Origin of the sequence: Sorangium sp. So ce1504 (assembly GCF_051521635.1) — a bacterium.
Taxonomy (GTDB): Bacteria; Myxococcota_A; Polyangia; order Polyangiales; family Polyangiaceae; genus Sorangium; species Sorangium cellulosum_B.
On record NZ_CP150365.1, the window covers coordinates 3,808,138 to 3,825,167 of the forward strand.

A 17,030-nucleotide genomic window follows, 5' to 3' on the forward strand; every position below is an offset into this window, starting at 1 on the left:
GCGCCTTCGCGTCGGGGGAAGCTGGTCTCAAGGAGCCGGCCTCGGCCTGAGCTCGGTGAGCACGAGTGCCCGCGGCCTGCTCGATCTGGCGGCCGCTCAGGCGAGCGGTGCCTCCCACGCTTTCAGCGGAGCACCCCGCGGGAGCTCGTCGGCGCGGTCAGCCGCCGGCTGGAGCCGCGGTGCTTCGTGGACGCGCACCGGTGGCGACTCGATCGCCGGAGGCTCCTCGGCGGCGCTCTCCGGCAGAAATCCGTCCGACTGTTTGCTCCAGAGCCGCTTGTAGGCCCCGTTTCGCGCGAGCAGCTCGGCGTGCGTGCCGTCCTCGATGATCCGGCCGTTCTCGAACACCAGGATGCGGTCGAGGTGGACCACCGTCGAGAGGCGATGGGCGACGACGAGCACCGTCTTCCCCTTCATGACGTCGTCCAGCGTGTCCTGGATGGCCTGCTCGGTGATCGAGTCGAGGCTCGATGTCGCCTCGTCGAGGAGGAGGATCGGCGCGTCCTTCAGGATGACCCGCGCGATGGCGATGCGCTGCCGCTGGCCGCCCGAGAGCTTGACGCCGCGCTCGCCGACCATGGAGTGATACTGGTCCTTCATCTGCACGATGAAATCGTGCGCGTGCGCCTTCCGCGCGGCCTCGACCACCTCTGCGTCGGTCGCGTTCAGCCGGCCATAGCGGATGTTCTCGAGGAGCGTCCGGTGGAAGAGGCTCGGGTCCTGCGGGATCAGGCTGAGCTGCGCGTGGAGCGCGTCCTGCGTCATGTCTCGGATGTCCACGCCGTCGATCAAGATGTGACCGGAGTCGATGTCGTAGAGACGCAGGATGAGGCTGACGAAGGTGGATTTGCCGGAGCCGGAGAAGCCGACGAGCCCGACGCGCTGGCCGCGCGGGATCGTCACGTCGAGGCGCTCGAAGATCGGCTGATCGGGCGTGTACCCGAAGGTCACGTTCCGGAGCTCGATCCGGCCGCGCTCGAGCGTCGGGGCGACGGCCTCGGGGCGGTCGACGAGCTCGTGGGAGCGGACGATGGTGTTCACCCCGTTCGCGACGTTGCCGACGAACTCGAAGAACTCGAGGAAGCGGCGGCTGAGGTTGCGCGCCTCGTTGATGATGAGGAGCGACAGGCTCGTCGCCATGACGAACTCGGCGACGCCGATGTCGCCGCGCTCCCAGAGCCTGAGCGACTGGTAGAGCGTCGCCACCTTGAGCAGCGCGGCGGACGCGAACTGGAACCAGCGCACGCGCTCGGAGTACCAGTTCGATCTGCGCACCGCGCGGAGCTCGTGTTTGAGCTGCTCGTCCAGGTACTCGCGCTCGAAGCCGAACCGGGCGAAGAGTCGCGCGCTCGTGAGGTTCGTGACCGAGTCGACGAGCTTGCCCGTGGTCTCGCTCCGCGCGGACGCGGCGCGCACCGCGTGGGGCTGACACCGGGTCGCGAGCCAGTAGGAGATGCCGACGAACAGCGCCGCCCAGGCCGAGACGACCGCGGCGAGCGCCGGGTGAGCGCGGTAGAGCAGCCCGATCGAGACCGAGAAGACGATGGCGATGGGCCAGAAGTCGAAGAGGATGGCCCACAGGGTCTGCGAGACCCCCATCGACGTCTCGCTGATCCGGTGGGCGAGCGCCCCGGCGAAGTTGTTGCTGAAGTAACGATGGGAGTGGTGCTGGAGGTACGCGTACAGATTGCGGGTCACGTTCTGGCGCTGCCACGGCCCGACGAGGATCTGGCAGAGGCCGGCGATCCGGCTGAACAGGAACTCGCCGGCGATGAGCGCGACGAACAGCGCCAGCGCGTCGCGCAGCTGTCCGCTCAGCGCGGCGCGGCCAGCGCCCGACGCCTGCGTCACCCCCTGGATGACCTGCCCGATGGCGTACGGGATCATGATCCCGCACGAGGCGTGGGCGGACTCGAACACGAACATCGCCAGATACCAGGCGCGGTAACGACCGACGAAGTGAATGATGAACCGGAAGGGCGTGTTTGGGAGCACCGGAGCGCCGGGGGCGCGCTGCAGAGAGGTCTTGGGTTCCACCGAGATTTCCTGGGCGCCCTGCGCGCCCTCATGAGCTGACGGTCATTGCGCGCTCCGCCCTCCAATGCCAAGTGCACTAACCGGGCCAGCTCTGCCTTGGCCGTGACCGTGGAGGAGCGGTGCGAGGGGGCTGCTGCCTCAGCAGCAGCCGGTGGTGATCGGCTGCTGCGGCGCACGCAGGGGTGGTCGCGCGCTCGAACGATCCGGATCCACGCGCGGGCCCCCCGTGGAAGTTCAAGGGGGGTTGCCGCTCGGCCCTTGCGTGGTCGGCGATCTCCACTAAGCGCTTCAGGATGAGCTGTTCTCTGCCTCGAGCAGCCGCGGGCGTGATGCGAGAAGGGATGAAACAGCGGTCGAGCGAGGAACGCGCAGAAGGGCGCGACTTCATCGAATGCCTGGAAGACCTCGCGATCGTGCGACCTGTGGACGACTCCGAAGAACATCTCCTCTGGGACACCGAGCTCCTGAAGCAGGAGCTCGCCCGCGCGAGCCCTGGCCGCGAGTCGGGGCTGATGCGGCTCCTCGCGGCGCGGGTCGCGATGAACAGCTCTTTCCAGTTCTTCGGCCTTCTCGACGCCCACGGTACGAGCTGGGAGTCGAACCACACCTCGACCCGCGGCGCCGGCGTGGAGCGGCGGGAGGTGCACGGCGTGCCCTTCTGGGAGTGCCGCTGGTGGCAGGGCTCGCCGGAGATCCAGGAGCGGCTGAAGGACGCTGTGCGGCGCGCGGCGCGCGGCGAGTTCGTCAGGTACGACGTGGAGGTCCTCGGGGGGAACGAAGGTGAGAAGAGCATCACGATCGATTTCAACCTGAACCCCGTGAAGGATCGGCAGGGCAAGGTCGTCTTCATGATCGCCGAGGGGCGGGACGTCACCGAGCAGCGGCGGCTCGAGCGCGAGGTCGCGCAGCACCGGGACGAGCTCGCGACGCTCGACCGCCTCAAAACGGAGTTCGTGGCCAACGTGAGCCACGAGTTCCGCACCCCGCTCACGCTCATCCTCGGGCGCGTCGAGGACGCGCTGTCGAGCCCGGCGGGGTCGCTCGCGGGCGACGGCCTCGCAGCGGCCCGCCGGAGCACGCTCCGGCTCCTCCGGCTCGTGAACACGCTGCTCGATTTCTCCCGCATCGAGGCGGGGCGCCTCCAGACGTCGTTCGCGCCCACCGATCTCGCGCGGCTCACGGCGGAGCTCGCGAGCTCCTTCCGCTCGCTGATCGAGGGCGCGGGCCTGTCGCTCGTCGTGGACTGCCCGCCGCTGCCCGAGCCCGTCTACGTCGACGCGGCGCAATGGGAGAAGGTCGTCATGAACCTCCTCTCGAACGCCTTCAAGTTCACGTTCGAGGGGGAGATCGCGGTCTCGCTGCGCGCTCACCCGGACCACGTCGAGCTGACCGTGCGCGACACCGGCACCGGGATCCCGGCGGAGGAGCTCCCGCGCATCTTCGAGCGGTTCCACCGCGTGCACGGCGCGCGCAGCCGGAGCATCGAGGGCACCGGGATCGGGCTCTCCCTCGTCCAGGAGCTCATCAAGGCGCACGGGGGCTCGCTGCGCGCCTCGAGCGCGGTGGGGCAGGGGAGCGCGTTCACCGTGGCGATTCCGAGGGGCCGCGCGCACCTTTCGCCGGAGCGCGTGGTCGCCGCCGGGGAGCCGGCGCCCTCGGCGGCGAGCGCGAGCCTCCACGTGGTCGAGGCGTCCCAGTGGTCCTCACCCGGGCCCGAAGGAGCGACGCCAGCGGGCCCGGAGCCGCGCGCCGACGCCGCGCCCGTGCAGGTCGCCCCGAGCGGCGGAGAGGGCCGGATCCTCGTCGCCGACGACAACGCGGACATGCGCGAGTACCTCGTCCACCTGCTCACGCCGAGGTGGAGCGTGGAGGCGGCCTCGGACGGGCGGGCGGCCCTCGAGGCCGCGCTCGCGCGCCCGCCCGACCTCGTGGTGAGCGACGTGATGATGCCCGAGCTCGACGGCGTCGCGCTCCTCCGGGAGCTCCGCGCGGACCCGAGGACGAGCAGCGTCCCTGTGGTGCTCGTGTCCGCCCGGGCGGGGGAGGACGCCGTCGTCGAGGGCCTCGACACGGGGGCGGACGATTACCTGGTGAAGCCGTTCTCGCCGCGCGAGCTCCTCGCCCGCGTCCGGACGCAGATCGAGATGGCGCGGATGCGCCGGCGCGCCGTCGAGGCCGCGGAGCGGGAGCGCGCGCAGGAGCTGCCCCGCTTCCTCGACGCGGCGAGCGTGGTGCTGGCCGAGTCTCTCGACTATTCCACGACGCTCGCGCGGGTGGCGCAGCTCGCGGTGCCCGTCCTCGCCGACTTCTGCATCGTCGACCTGCAAGACGAGGAGGACGGCACCTTCCGGCGGGTGGGCGTGGCGCACTCGGACCCTTCGCTCGCCGCCGTGGCCGAGGAGGCGAAGCGCTTCGCGCCCAAGCTCGACGGCAACCCGGAGCACCCGCCGACCAAGGTGCTCCTCGAGCAGAGGTCGGTGCTCGTCGAGCACTTCACGGACGAGCAGATGTGCGCCATCGCGCAGAACGACGAGCACCTCCGGGTGATCCGGGCCATCGGGGGGCACTCGTTCATGTGCGTCCCGCTGGCGCGGCGCGGGCGGCTCTTCGGGACGCTGACCTTCATCGTCGTGCGATCCGAGCGCCGGTACAGCCGGGCGGACCTCGCGGCAGCGGAGGAGCTCGGGCGCCGCTGCGCGCTCGCGGTGGACAACGCGCGCCTGTACAGGGACGCGCAGAGCGCGATCGCGCTGCGGGACGAGTTCCTCTCGATCGCCTCCCACGAGCTGAAGACGCCGCTCACCCCGCTCGCGCTGCAGATCCAGACCCTGATGCGCCGCGCGCCCGAGCTGTGCCCCGACAGGGAGCGCCTCCCCTGGCTCATGGACCGGCTCGGGCTCGTTCGCCGGCAGAGCGAGCGGCTGAGGCGGCTCGTCGAGAACCTCCTCGACATCTCCCGCATTTCCGCGGGGCGCCTCGCCCTGGAGCTCGAGCAAGTCCGGCTGTCGGACATCGTCCGGCAGGTGGTGTCTCGCTTCCAGGAGGGCGGCGAGATCGCGGAGGCGGGCTCGCGGGTCACCGTGAGCGCGGCGGACGACGCCGCAGGGAGCTGGGATCGGGTGCGGCTCGAGCAGGTCGTCGAAAACCTCGTCTCGAACGCGCTCAAGTATGGTCAGGGAAACCCGATAGAGATCACCGTCGCCTCGGTGGGCTCGATGGCCACGTTGACGATCGCGGACCACGGCATCGGGATCGCGCAGGAGCACATCGGCCGGATCTTCGGGCGGTTCGAGCGCGCCGTGTCGGCGCGGCACTATGGCGGTCTGGGCATGGGGCTCTACATCACGATGCAGGTGGTCGAAGCGCTGGATGGTTCGATCGAGGTGAGCTCTGTCCTGGGAGAGGGCTCGACCTTCAAGGTGACCCTGCCGCTCGCCGGCCCTCGGGCCTCGGGCCGGCAGGGTCTGCCGGGATTCGAGGGCGCCTGAGGCGCCCGGCGCGAGGGGGCCCCGCGGGCTGGCCCGAGGTCGTGGCGCTCTGGTCGCTGTCACCCTGCGGAGGGAGCGAGTGCGCATGACGATGAGCCGTCCCAGCAAGCGCATCCTGATCGTCGATGACGACGCCGCGATCCGCCGGACGTTGAGCGAGCTCCTGGAAGAGGAGGGGTATGCGGTCGCCTGCGCCGCGAACGGGCGCGAGGCCCTCGCATGCCTGCGCGACGACCCCTCGTCCATCGCGCTCGTCCTGCTCGACCTGATGATGCCGGTCATGGATGGGTTCCAGTTTCGCGCCGAGCAGAAGCGCGACCCGACGCTCGCCGCTACGCCCACCGTGGTGATGACCGCGCGCGGCGCGACGGAGCGCGCCGGCATCGACGCGGACGCGATCCTCAGCAAGCCGTTCGACGTGCTGAAGCTGATGGACACCATCGAGCGGAGCTGCCGGAGGGGGTGAGCCGGCAGCGCGCCGCGCCGAGCCGATCGTGCGAGCGGCGCGATGGCGCGATGACGCGCCGCAGGCGACCTAGGAGCCCGCCCTCGAGCCGCACATGGTCGTGAGCACCGCGAGCAGCTCCGCCGGCTCGATGGGCTTCGGGACATGGGTGTTGAACCCTGCTCGCAAGGCGCGCATGCGATCCTCGGTGCGCGCATAGGCGGTGAGCGCGATCGCCGGGGTCCGCCCCCCGCTCGCCGCCGGGAGCGCGCGGATCTTGCGGATCAGCACGTAGCCGTCCTCGCCGGGCATCGCGACGTCGGACACGAGCACGTCGGGCTGCAGCGCCTTCACGGCGAGCAGCGCCTCGGCCGCGGACGACACGGCCGTCACGCGCGCGCCGCACTGCTCGAGCATCGTGACGAGGAGCTCGCGCGTGTCGTCCTCGTCCTCGACCACGAGCACGTTCAGCGCCGCGAGCTCCGGCGGGCGGTCGCTCCCGGCGGAGGCGGACGGCAGCGGCGCCAGCCGGCGCCCCCGGTCGTGGCTCGGCGGCGCCGCGAGCGGCAGCTGGACGACGAACGTGGCGCCCCGACCCTCCCCGTCGCTCAGCGCGTGGGCCGTGCCGCCGTGCATCTCCACGAGGCTCTTCACGATCGTGAGCCCGAGGCCCAGGCCGCCGTGCCTGCGGGTCGTGCCGCTCTCGGCCTGCCGGAACTGCTCGAACACGTAAGGCAAGAACGCGGGCTCGATGCCCTGGCCGGTGTCGGACACGGTGATCTCGGCGGACCCGTCGGCGCGATCGAGCTGGATACGCACCACGCCGCCCCGCGGCGTGAACTTCACCGCGTTGTTGAGCAGGTTCCAGACGACCTGCTGCAGCCGGCCCGCGTCGCCCGCGACGGCCCCCACGCCGGGCTCGAGGAGCGACAGGAGCCGCACCCCCTTGGCGTCGGCGGCAGGCCGCACGACCTCGATGGCGGCGTCGATCACGGGCACGAGCTCGATCGGATGGACGTCCAGCCGGAGCTTGCCGGCCATGATGCGCGAGATGTCGAGCAGATCGTCGATGAGCTGCGCCTGCGCCTGGGCGTTGCGCTCCACCGTCTCCAGCGCCTTGTCGCGGCGCTGCTCGGGGAGCTTGCCGGTGCGCAGCATCCGGACCCAGCCGAGGACCGCCGTGAGCGGCGTGCGGAGCTCGTGGCTCATCGTCGCCAGGAACTCGTCCTTCAGGTGGCTCGCGGCCTCGGCCTCCCGCCGGGCGGACTGCGCCGCGGCGAGCAGGTCTTGCCGCTCCTCCTCCGCCCGCTTCCGCGCCGTGATGTCGAAGAACGAGGAGACGACGCCGGCCACCGAGCCGTCCGCGCCGCGGAGCGGCTGCGCGTTCACCGAGAGCCACAGGACCGAGCCGCCCTGCCGCTCCAGCCCGAGGAGGACGCCCGACTGGGGCGCGCCGGTCCGGAGCGCGATCTGCGAGGGATACATCTCGAAAGGGAACGGCGAGCCGTCCTCGCGGACGAGCCGGCACGACGGGTCCAGCATCGTGGACCCGACGAGCTGGGCCATGGGCAGGCCCAGGATCCGCTCGGCGCTCGCGTTCGCGGTGCGGATGACGCCGCGCTCGTCCTCGAGCGTGATGCCCTCCTCGAGCGCGCTGATGATCACGCGATAGCGCTCCTCGCTGTCCCGGAGCGCCCGCTCCGCCTCGATGGCGTCGGTCTCGTCGCGCGTGATCAGCACGGCGCCCGCGGGCGAGCCATCGGCGTGCCTGAGCGGCGATGCCGTCCCGGCGAGGGCGCGGATCGAGCCGTCCGGGCGCGTGACGAGCCAGCGCGCGTTCTCGACCTTCTCGCCCCGGAGCGCGCGGTGGAGCGGGTCCTCGTCGGGGCGCAGCGGCCGGCCGTCCAGCGCGAGCAGCCCGCGGGCCCGGAGCGACTCGAGCGCGTCGCTCGCGTCGCGCTCGTACACCCCGTGCTGCCGCTGGGCCTCGCCGTTGCAGATGCGGAGCGCCCCGCGCGCGTCCGCGGCCATGATGCCGTCGCCGCTCTGCTCGATGAGCGCCCGCAGCAGATCGCGCTCCACCGCCGCGATCCGCTCGGCCCGCTCGGCCCGCTCGCGGAGCCGCTTCGAGCGAAGGAGCGCGCCGACGCGCGCCGACAGCGCGGCCGCCGGGCAGGGCTTGACCACGTAGTCGTCGGCGCCCGCGGTGAGCCCCTCGACGAGGTCCTCCTCCTGCCCGGCCACGGTCAGGATGAGGATCGGGAGCCCGACCGTGGCCGCGCGCGACCGCAAGAGGCCACAGATCTCGGTGCCGGACATGCTCGGCATCACCTGGTCGAGCACGAGGACATCCGGCAGATCGCCCCCCGCCACGCGCTCGAGCATCGCGGCAGCGTCCGTGAAGATCTGGACCTCGTACCCTCGCGCGAGGGCGCGCGCGGCCATCTCGGCCTCCAGCAACGAATCGTCGAGGATCCACACCACCCCGCGCTGCGCGTGCTCGCTCGGCGGCGGCTCCATGCCCCCCTCCCGGACGCCTCGCCCCGCGGCCGGCGCCGGGCGCCGGGGCGGGCCGTTCGCATCGCGCGCGGCGTCGGCGAGCACGAAGTCCATCGTCATTGGCCGATTCATGGTTCTCCAGGAGCAGCAGGGGCCGTGAGGCATATCGCCACAGGGCGGCGCCTCTCGGGACGGGACGGGACGCGGAGACGCGTTGGTTCCGCAAGCATCTTTACCGCCCAGTCTCATCTGAGGGAGAGCCCGCGACGATGCAAGCCTAATACGATGAAAGGCGCCCTGTCGCCCTCTTCTGCCTGCCTGCGTCGGTTGCCTCTGGTCGCCTCTGGTCGCCTCTGGTCGCCTCTGGTCGCCTCTGGTCGCCTCTGGTTGCCTCTGGTTGCCTCTGGTTGCGTCAGGTTGCGTCAGGTTGCTTCTGGTCATTGCGCCACGCATCACGCAACGCTCGCCGGGTTCCATCGACGTCTGTCGTGGCGTTCGCGCCCGCCGACGTTCGCCGGCGCACCGGGTCCTCTACGCGCGGGCAGCGCATGGCCGCTGCCCGCTGCTCACCCGAGCGTGGCATCCGCAGCTCGGGACGTGTCTGACGGGAGTTCCCTGATTCTCCCACGGACGCACAAGCGCGATTGACACCCAGGATTCGGAAAGGCTATTCCCTCGATCGAGCACCGCTGTGGCAGAGATCCTCGTCGTCGATGACAGCCGGGTGATGCGTGAGATGGTGGTGGCCTGCCTCCGGGCAGAGCAGCACGGGTTCGCGCACGCGGCGAGCGGGCTTGAGGCGATTGAGACGCTCTCGCTCAGGCCGTTCGATCTCGTGGTGCTCGACCTGAATATGCCCGATATCGGGGGACTCGAGGTGATCGAGTTCATCCGGGGTCAAGACAGGCTGCGGAGCCTGCCGATCCTGGTGGTGACGACCCGGGGTGATGAGGAGTCCCGCGTCCGCACGCTCGCCGCGGGGGCGTCCGAGTTCATGACGAAGCCCTTCACTCCCGACGCCATCCTGGCCAGCGTGCGCGCGCTCCTGCAGGACAACGGCGCCAGCGCCGGATGACCGGATGGGCGGCGCGCTCGATGTGAACGAGTTCGTGGCCGGCTACCTCGTCGAGGTGGAAGAGCACCTCTCCGCGTCGATGGCCAACCTCCTCGCCGTCGAGGCGGCCCTCCGCGCCGGCGAGTCGAGCCCCAGGGCGATCCGGGAGCTCTTCCGCGCCCTTCACACCATCAAGGGCCTCTCCGCCATGGTCGGCGTGGAGCCGATCGTGGATCTCGCCCACGCGATGGAGACCGTGCTCCGGGCGGCGGACCGGGCGGCCGGGAGCCTCTCCGCCTCGTCGATCGAGGTCCTGCTCCGCGGGCTCCGGTCCATCGAGGAGCGGGCGCGGGCCCTCGCCGAGGGCAAGCCGGTGCTGCCGGCGGCGCCCGAGCTCCTCGCCGCGCTCACCGCGCTCGATCTCGCCGCCGCGCCGTCGCCGCCCGTGCCGACCATCGGCGCCGATCCCGAGATCCTCGCGAAGCTCGGGCCTGGCGAGCGGGTGCAGCTCGCGCAGGGCGTGGCCGGCGGGCGGCGCGCGCTGCGGGTCGACTTCGTCCCCTCGCCGGCGCGCACCGCCGAGGGGGTGAACATCACGACCGTCCGCGAGCGCGTCGGCAAGCTCGCCGAGATCGTCAAGGTCGTCCCGCTCTCGGTGCCGGCCGGCGATGGGGCGCCGGGCGGCATCGTCTTCGCGCTCCTCGTCCTCACGAGCGCGCCCGACGAGGAGGTCGCGCGCGCGGCGGCGGCGGATGGCGTCCGCGCGCTCACCGTGGAGCCCCCCGTCCCGCCGGCCGTCGCGGCGCTGGCGGAGCGCGAGCCGGACGAGCCGGCGGACCGGGAGCCCCAGCTCCGAGGCGTCGTCCGCGTCGAGGTGGCGCGCCTCGACGACGCGCTCGACAAGCTCTCGGCGCTGGTCGTGACGCGGTTCCGGCTCGCTCGGGCGGCCGCCGAGCTGCGCGCCCGGGGGGTCGACACCCGCGATCTGTCGGAGATCCTGCGCGAGCACGACCGGACGTTGCGCGACCTCCGCGGCGCCATCATGCGCGCGCGCATGATCTCCGTGGCGGAGCTCCTCGAGCGCGTGCCGCTCGTCGTCCGCGGCCTCGGACGCGCGACCGGCAAGCAGGTCCGGCTCGAGATCGACGCCGGCAAGGCCGAGCTCGACAAGGCGGTCGCGGAGCGCGTCTTCCCCGCGATCGTGCACCTGCTCCGCAACGCCGTCGATCACGCGGTCGAGCCGCCCGCCGAGCGGCGGCGCCTCGGCAAGCCCGAGGAGGGCGTCGTCCGGGTCTCCTGCTTCGAGCGCTCCAGCAATCAGCTCGAGCTCAGCGTCGCCGACGACGGCCGCGGCATCGATCGCGCGCTGGTCGCGAGGCGGGCCGGCCGCCCCGCGCCCGAGAGCGACGCGGCGCTGCTCGACCTCATCACGCTCCCCGGGCTGTCGACGCTCGATCAGGCGACGAAGACCAGCGGCCGCGGGCTCGGGATGGACATCGTGCGCCGCATCGCGGTGGAGCAGCTCAGCGGCGAGCTCTCGGTGAGCACGTCGCCCGGCGCCGGCACCACCTTCACCCTCCGGATCCCGCTCACGTTGACCATCGTGGACGCCTTCTCCTTCCTGTGCGGTGACCAGCTGTTCGTGACGCCCGTCGCGAGCGTCGAGGAGGTCATGGAGATCGACGCCGCGCGCATCCTCCGCGGCCCAGCGCCTGGCCAAGCGCGGGGCGGGACGATGTTGCCAGCCCTGGGCGAAGCACGGGGCGGGACGATGGTGCCAGCGCCTGGCGAAGCGCGGGGCGGGACGATGCTGCCAGCCGTGGGCGAAGCGCGCGGCGGGACCCTGTTGATCGAGCGCCGCGGCGAGGTCGTGCCCCTGGTCGACCTCGGCGCCCTCTTCGAGCTCGGGGCCTCGCCGGCGCGCAGGGCGCTCGTCGTCCGTCGCCACGGCGCGCCCTTCGCGTTCGGCGTGACCCGCGTGATCGGCCAGCAGGAGGTGGTCGTGCGGCCGCTCGAGGACCCGCTCGTCCGGGTGCCGGGCGTGTCTGGCTCGACGGATCTCGGCGACGGGCGCCCCACGCTCGTCCTCGACCTCGTCACCCTCAGCGGCAGGCTCTCCGCTGGCCGCGGCGGCCGCGGCGCGCTCGTCCGGGGGGCCTCGTGAGCGATCTGCACGTGGTCCTGAAGGTGGCGGACACCGAGTACATCATCTCGGCGGCGGACGTGCTCCACATGGAGTCGTTCGCCGGGGCGACCCGGGTGCCGGGGGCGCGATCGTACGTCGGCGGCCTGGTGCAGATCCGGGGTCGCGTGGTCCCTGTCGTGGATCTGCGCGTCCGCTTCGGGCTCCCGAGCGCGGAGCCGACGCTGGACTCGCGCGTCATCGTCGTCCAGCGCGGCGGCCGCACCGTGGGCCTCCTGGTGGACAGCGCGCGCGAGGTCGTCAACATCGCCGAGGGCGAGCTGAGGCCGCCCCCCGAGGTCATGGCGGAGGAGAGCGCCGGGTTCGTCAGGGCCGTCGCGAAGCTCGGGGAGCGCCTCGTCATGCTCGTCGACGTCGGCAGGATCATCGGTGAGGAGCAGGATCATGGCATCTGATGCAATCGCGGACATCGACGGCGCGCTCGCGCGGGCGGAGCAGACCGAGCGCGCGCTCCGTCAGGCGGTCGCGACCGTCGCCGGCGTCGAGCAGGCGGCCGCGCGGCTCGCCGCCCTCGGCGCCGAGCGGGCCGCCTCCGGCAGGGAGCAGGGAGCCATGGCGGGGGCGCTCGCGGGCGAGATCGAGGAGGCTGGGGCGGCCGCGCAGGCGCTCGCCCGCTCCGGGCAGCGGGTGGGCGACGCCGTCATCGAGGTCGTGAGGGGGACCGAGGGAATGGCGGGCGGCATCGGCGCGCTCGCCCCCGCGCTCGCCAGCGTGAAGGGCGACGCCGACGCGCTCGCCGCCTCGGCGGACACGACCGCGGTCGCGCTCGAGGAGATCGCCCGCTCGGTGAAGGCGGTGAGCGCCAGCGCCGAGGAGCTCGCGTCCTCCAGCGAGGAGCTCCTCAGCGCGGTCTCCGTGACGAGCGGATCGGCCGACGAGGCGGCGGTCCGCGGCGAGAGCAGCGCCGCGGCCATCGAGCAGATCGGGGCCACCATCGAGGAGATGTCGAAGGGCGTCGCGCGCCTCTCGGCCGACGCCAAGGGGGTCGGGGCGCAGATCTCGAGCATGGCCGGGGCCGTCGTGGGCGTGAGCGGCTCCCTCGATCGCGTCGCGAAGGACGCGACCGAGATGGCGAGCGCGGTCGAGGAGACCGCGGCGACCGCCGAGCAGATGGCGCGGTCGATCCGCGGGGTGGCCGAGAGCGCGAAGGCGCTCGACGCGAGCGCGTCGACGACCGCGAGCACGATCACGGAGATCGCGAGCTCGGTCGAGGAGGTCGCGGCCACCGCCGAGAAGAACGCGGCGACCATCGAGGCAAACGCGGTCGCCGCCGAGCAGCTCGCGCGGGCCGCGCAGCAGGTCGCGCAGAGCGCCGAGCAGATCAGCGGGCTCGCGGCCGGCAACGCCGCCACGTCGTCGCAGGTCGAGGCCTCGACGCGGCGGATCGTCGCCATCGTCGAGACCGCGCGCACGACCGCCGAGCAGGGGGTCGCGACCGCGCGCCAGGGCGCCGCGACGGTCGGCCGGTCCATCGCCGGGCTCGGGAGCATCCGGCAGGCGATGGCCGACTCCGCGTCGGTCATGAAGGAGATGGGCAAGCGGGCGGAGGAGATCGGCGACATCGTCCAGACGATCAACCTGATCGCCGACCGCACGAACCTCCTCTCGCTCAACGCCAGCATCGAGGCCGCGCGCGCGGGGGAGCACGGCCGCGGCTTCGCCGTCGTCGCCGAGGAGATCCGCAACCTCGCCGATCGGGCCGCCGTCTCGAGCGCCGAGATCGCCAAGATCGTCCGCGCGCTCCAGGCGAGCGCCCGGGAGGCGGTGGCCGCCTCGAGCGAGGGCGTGAAGGTCGCGGACGAGGGGACCCGGCTCGCGAGCGACGCCGATCGGGCGCTCGCGTCCATCCTGCAGGGGGTCGAGGAGCTCGGCCGCTCGATCCGCGACATCGACCGGGCGAACGCGGAGCAGGTGCAGGCGGTGGCCTCCCTGACCCAGACCGCGTCGCGCATGAGCGACGAGGGCAGGGCGGTCGCGCGCTCCGCGGCCGAGCAGACCAAGGCGATCCAGGCGCTCGCGCAGGGCAGCGCGGAGATGCGGCGCATGGCCCGGCAGACGAAGGACGCGACCGCCGAGCAGGCGCGCGCGCTGCGGGAATCCGTGAAGGCGAACGCGCAGCTCACGTCCACCGCCGAGCGCGTGTCGCGGGCGATGGACGAGCAGGCGACGGGGGCGTTGCAGCTGGCCAAGGTCGCCGCGCAGATGCGCGCGCTGACCCAGCAGACCAACGCCGCCATGGTCGAGCAGACCCGCACCCTGGCCGGGATCACGGCGCTCACGCAGGACGTCACGGGCGCGTCGCAGCGCATGGTCGCCGGCCTCGCGGAGCAGGCGGGCGGCGCGACCGAGATCGCGCGCGCGATGGACGACATCCGGCGGGTATCGGTCCAGTCGGCGCGTAGCATCGGCGAGCAGGCGCGGGCCGCGAAGCAGCTGGAGGCGTCCGCCCGCCAGGTCGCGCGGCTCGCGGCGGCGGTGACCGCCGCCACGGCGGACCAGGGCAAGGCGACGGCGGCCCTCGCGAAAGAGGGGGAGTCCGTGCGCCGGATCGCCAGGCAGGCGGCCCGGGCCGTGGCCGATCAGGCGGAGGCGAGCATGGCCCTCGCGTCGGGCGCGAACCGGCACACGTCGTCGCTCCAGGCCGCCGAGAAGGGGATCGGCGAGCTCTCGACCCGGAGCGAGCAGCACGCCGCCTCGCTCTCGCGGCTGCGCGACCCGGTCCGGGAGCTACTCGCCTCCACGGCCAGGCACGCGAGGGACACCGGCGCGATCGCGAGCGACGCTGGCCAGGTGCTCGAGCAGCTCGGCAGGATCCGGCAGGCGAGCGCGGAGCACGCGGACGCGGTCGCGGGCGTCGTCGCCACGGTCGCCCACGCCGTCGCCCACATCAAGGCGAACGGGACGCCGCACCCCACGCCGCCGGAGACAGCATGATCGCTCGTCGACCCGCGCCCGCGCTCGCCATCTCGGACGCGGAGCGGCTGCGCGTCGAGCGGGTCGAGCGGCTCGCCGCCTCGGGGCCCCCGGGGGTGCCTGAGCTCATCGAGATGCTCGCGGATCCGAGCTGGACCGTGCGGCGGGCCGTCGTCGCGTCGCTCGCCGCGCTCGGCGATGCGGCGGTCCACCCGCTCTGCGCGTGCCTCTCCACCCGGCGCGACAGCGAGGCGCGCATCGCCGCCGCGGTCGACGCGCTCGTCGCGTCGCTGGGCGACGTCGACGCCGCCGTGCTCGCGCTGACCCTGGATCCTCGCCCCGCGCTCGTCGCCGACGCGGCGCAGATCCTCGGCCGCCGCGGCAGCGCGAAGGCCGTCTCCCGGCTCGCGGAGCTCACATCGCACCCCGACGACAACGTCGCGGTCGCCGCGATCGAGGCGCTCGGCCGGGTCGGCGGCAGGTCCGCGGTCGACTCGCTCGTGGATGCCGTCTCGAGCGGAAATTTCTTCCGTGTGTTCCCGGCGATCGACGTGCTGGGCCGGAGCGGCGACCCGCGCGCGACCGGCCCGCTGGCGGTCCTCCTCGAGGATCCGCGCTACCTGCTCGAGGCGGCGCGGGCGCTCGGCCGCACCGGCAGCCGCGGCGCCGTGGCGCCGCTGGTGCGCCTCCTCGGGCGGCCCAGCGACGGCGTCGTGCGTGTCGCCGCGGCGGCGCTCGCCGAGCTGCGCGAGCGGTACCGCGAGCGCTACGGGACGGTCGCGCCGATCGACGAGGCGCTCCGGAGCGAGGCGCCGGCGCCCGGCGTGGCGCGGCGGCTCTCCCAGAGCCTCGCGGGCGCGGATCCGGCCGAGCAGGCCGCCCTCTGCAGCGTGCTCGGCGCGATCGGGGGCGACGAGGCCCTGCTCGAGCTGACGCGCCTGCTCGACGCCGATCCTCCCGTCGCGGGCGCCGCCGCGGAGGCGCTCGGCCAGCTCTCGCGGAGCGCGGACCCCCGTGTGCTCGCGGCGCTGCGCGACGGCGACAGCACGCGCAGGCTCCTGCTCCTGCCGCTCGTCCGGGGCGTCGCGGCCGCGGGCGACGTGGAGCGCTGCCTCGCCGATCCGGACGCGGAGGTCCGCGCGGCGGCGTGCGACGCGCTCGCGCGCATCGCGGAGCCCGGCTCGGCGCGCGCGCTGTTCCAGGTCCTCGACGACCCGAGCCCCCGCGTGGTCCACGCCGCGATGACCGCGATCCAGGGCCTCGGCGGTCCGGACGTCGAGGGGCTCGCGCTCGCCGCGGCCCGCGACGGGGCCCCGGCCGCGCGGCGGACGGCCCTGCGGATCCTCGGGCACCTCGCGCCTGCGTCGGCGCTGCCGGTCTTCCTCGACGGCCTCTGCGACCCCGACGTGCGGGCGCGCGAGCAGGCGATCCATGGCCTCGCGTCCCTCGCGGCGCCGGCGGCGCTCGACGCGCTCGTCGCGGTCGCGGCCGATCCCACGGCGCGGATCCGGGCCGTGGCGATGCGGGCGCTCGGGCAGTCGCGCCGGGACCCTCGCGTGATCGGCGCGCTCCTCGCGGGGCTCCGCGACGGCGACGCGTGGGTCCGGTACTACGCCTGCCAGTCGCTGGGGAAGCTCGGGTGGGAGGCGGCGGCAGGGGTCATCGCCGAGCGGCTCCGGGACGAGAGCGGCCAGGTGCGCGTGGCGGCGATCGAGGCGCTGTCGGGGATCAAGGGTGATCTCGCGCTCGCGGCGCTGGAGCAGGCGGCCCGGGACGGCGACACGGACATGCGGCGGTCGGCGCTGATCGGGCTCGGCATCGCCGGGCGGGAGGCGTCGCTGCCGACGTTGCTCGACGCGCTCTCGTCCCCGGACGTGGCGACCCGGCTGGTCGCGGTCTCGGCCATCTCCGGCTTCTCGTCGCCCGAGGTCCTGCCCGCGCTCGTGCGTGCGGCGGGCGACCCCGACGAGAGCGTGCGGGCGGCAGCGACCAGCTTCATCGCGGGGCGGCCCGGCGCCGAGGCGACGAGGACCCTGGTCGCGCTGCTCGTCACGTCGCGGGCGCAGGGCCCTCTGCTCGCCGCGCTCTCGACGCCCGTACCGGGCCGCATCGAGGGCATCCTCGACGCGCTGGGGACGGCGGACGACGAGCTCTCGCCGCTCCTGACCGCGGCGCTCGCGCGGATGCGGCTCCCCGGGGCGCACGCCGCGCTCCTCGAGGCGCTCCGGCTGCCGCGCGCGCCGGCGCGGAAGGCGGCCGCCACGACGCTCGCCGCGGTGGCCACCCGCGAGGGCTTCGCGGCGGTCGAGCGCGCCGCGCGGACCGATCCAGATCCCGAGGTGCGGCGCGTGTCCGCGTCCGTCCTCGCGCAGTGGGCCTGATCCTTTGGGC

The 17,030-nt window shown here is 73.3% G+C and carries 9 protein-coding genes; 7 read left to right on the plus strand and 2 right to left on the minus strand.

All coding sequences use genetic code 11. The annotated features are described in order from the left end of the window. Window positions 1–96 precede the first annotated feature (96 nt). Window positions 97–2,037, minus strand: coding sequence for an ABC transporter ATP-binding protein (locus WMF39_RS14485; protein ID WP_437746089.1), 1,941 nt, complete (start codon window positions 2,035–2,037; stop codon window positions 97–99). Window positions 2,038–2,450: 413 nt separating this feature from the next. Here WMF39_RS14485 and WMF39_RS14490 point away from each other — a divergent pair, with 413 nt between their 5' ends. Both WMF39_RS14490 and WMF39_RS14495 read left to right on the plus strand, forming a co-directional pair. Then, window positions 2,451–5,525, plus strand: coding sequence for an ATP-binding protein (locus WMF39_RS14490; RefSeq protein WP_437746090.1), 3,075 nt, complete (start codon window positions 2,451–2,453; stop codon window positions 5,523–5,525). Window positions 5,526–5,610: 85 nt separating this feature from the next. Continuing rightward, window positions 5,611–5,991, plus strand: coding sequence for a response regulator (locus WMF39_RS14495; RefSeq protein ID WP_437299693.1), 381 nt, complete (start codon window positions 5,611–5,613; stop codon window positions 5,989–5,991). A gap of 69 nt (window positions 5,992–6,060) precedes the next feature. Here the strand turns inward: WMF39_RS14495 and WMF39_RS14500 are convergent, their stop codons facing one another. After that, the gene (locus WMF39_RS14500) at window positions 6,061–8,589 is read right to left on the minus strand and encodes a hybrid sensor histidine kinase/response regulator (protein ID WP_437746091.1); all 2,529 of its coding nucleotides are present in this window, start codon (window positions 8,587–8,589) and stop codon (window positions 6,061–6,063) included. 571 nt (window positions 8,590–9,160) lie between these two features. Here WMF39_RS14500 and WMF39_RS14505 point away from each other — a divergent pair. From WMF39_RS14505 to WMF39_RS14525, 5 genes are read left to right on the plus strand one after another with little or no spacing between them, the layout of a single operon-like run. After that, the gene (locus tag WMF39_RS14505) at window positions 9,161–9,544 is read left to right on the plus strand and encodes a response regulator transcription factor (protein ID WP_437746092.1); all 384 of its coding nucleotides are present in this window, start codon (window positions 9,161–9,163) and stop codon (window positions 9,542–9,544) included. 4 nt (window positions 9,545–9,548) lie between these two features. Further along, window positions 9,549–11,687: a chemotaxis protein CheA gene (locus tag WMF39_RS14510; protein WP_437746093.1), complete on the plus strand. Its 2,139-nt coding sequence runs from the start codon at window positions 9,549–9,551 to the stop codon at window positions 11,685–11,687. Beyond that, entirely contained in the window at window positions 11,684–12,121 is a 438-nt protein-coding gene (locus WMF39_RS14515; RefSeq protein ID WP_437746094.1) for a chemotaxis protein CheW, read from the plus strand. The genes WMF39_RS14510 and WMF39_RS14515 overlap by 4 nt, the downstream gene beginning before the upstream one ends. Then, window positions 12,111–14,660 (plus strand): methyl-accepting chemotaxis protein, encoded by a 2,550-nt coding sequence (locus WMF39_RS14520; protein ID WP_437746095.1) that lies wholly within the window; start codon window positions 12,111–12,113, stop codon window positions 14,658–14,660. The genes WMF39_RS14515 and WMF39_RS14520 overlap by 11 nt, the downstream gene beginning before the upstream one ends. Continuing rightward, complete coding sequence (locus tag WMF39_RS14525; RefSeq protein ID WP_437746096.1) at window positions 14,657–17,020, plus strand: HEAT repeat domain-containing protein; 2,364 nt, start codon at window positions 14,657–14,659, stop codon at window positions 17,018–17,020. The genes WMF39_RS14520 and WMF39_RS14525 overlap by 4 nt, the downstream gene beginning before the upstream one ends. Window positions 17,021–17,030 lie beyond the last annotated feature (10 nt).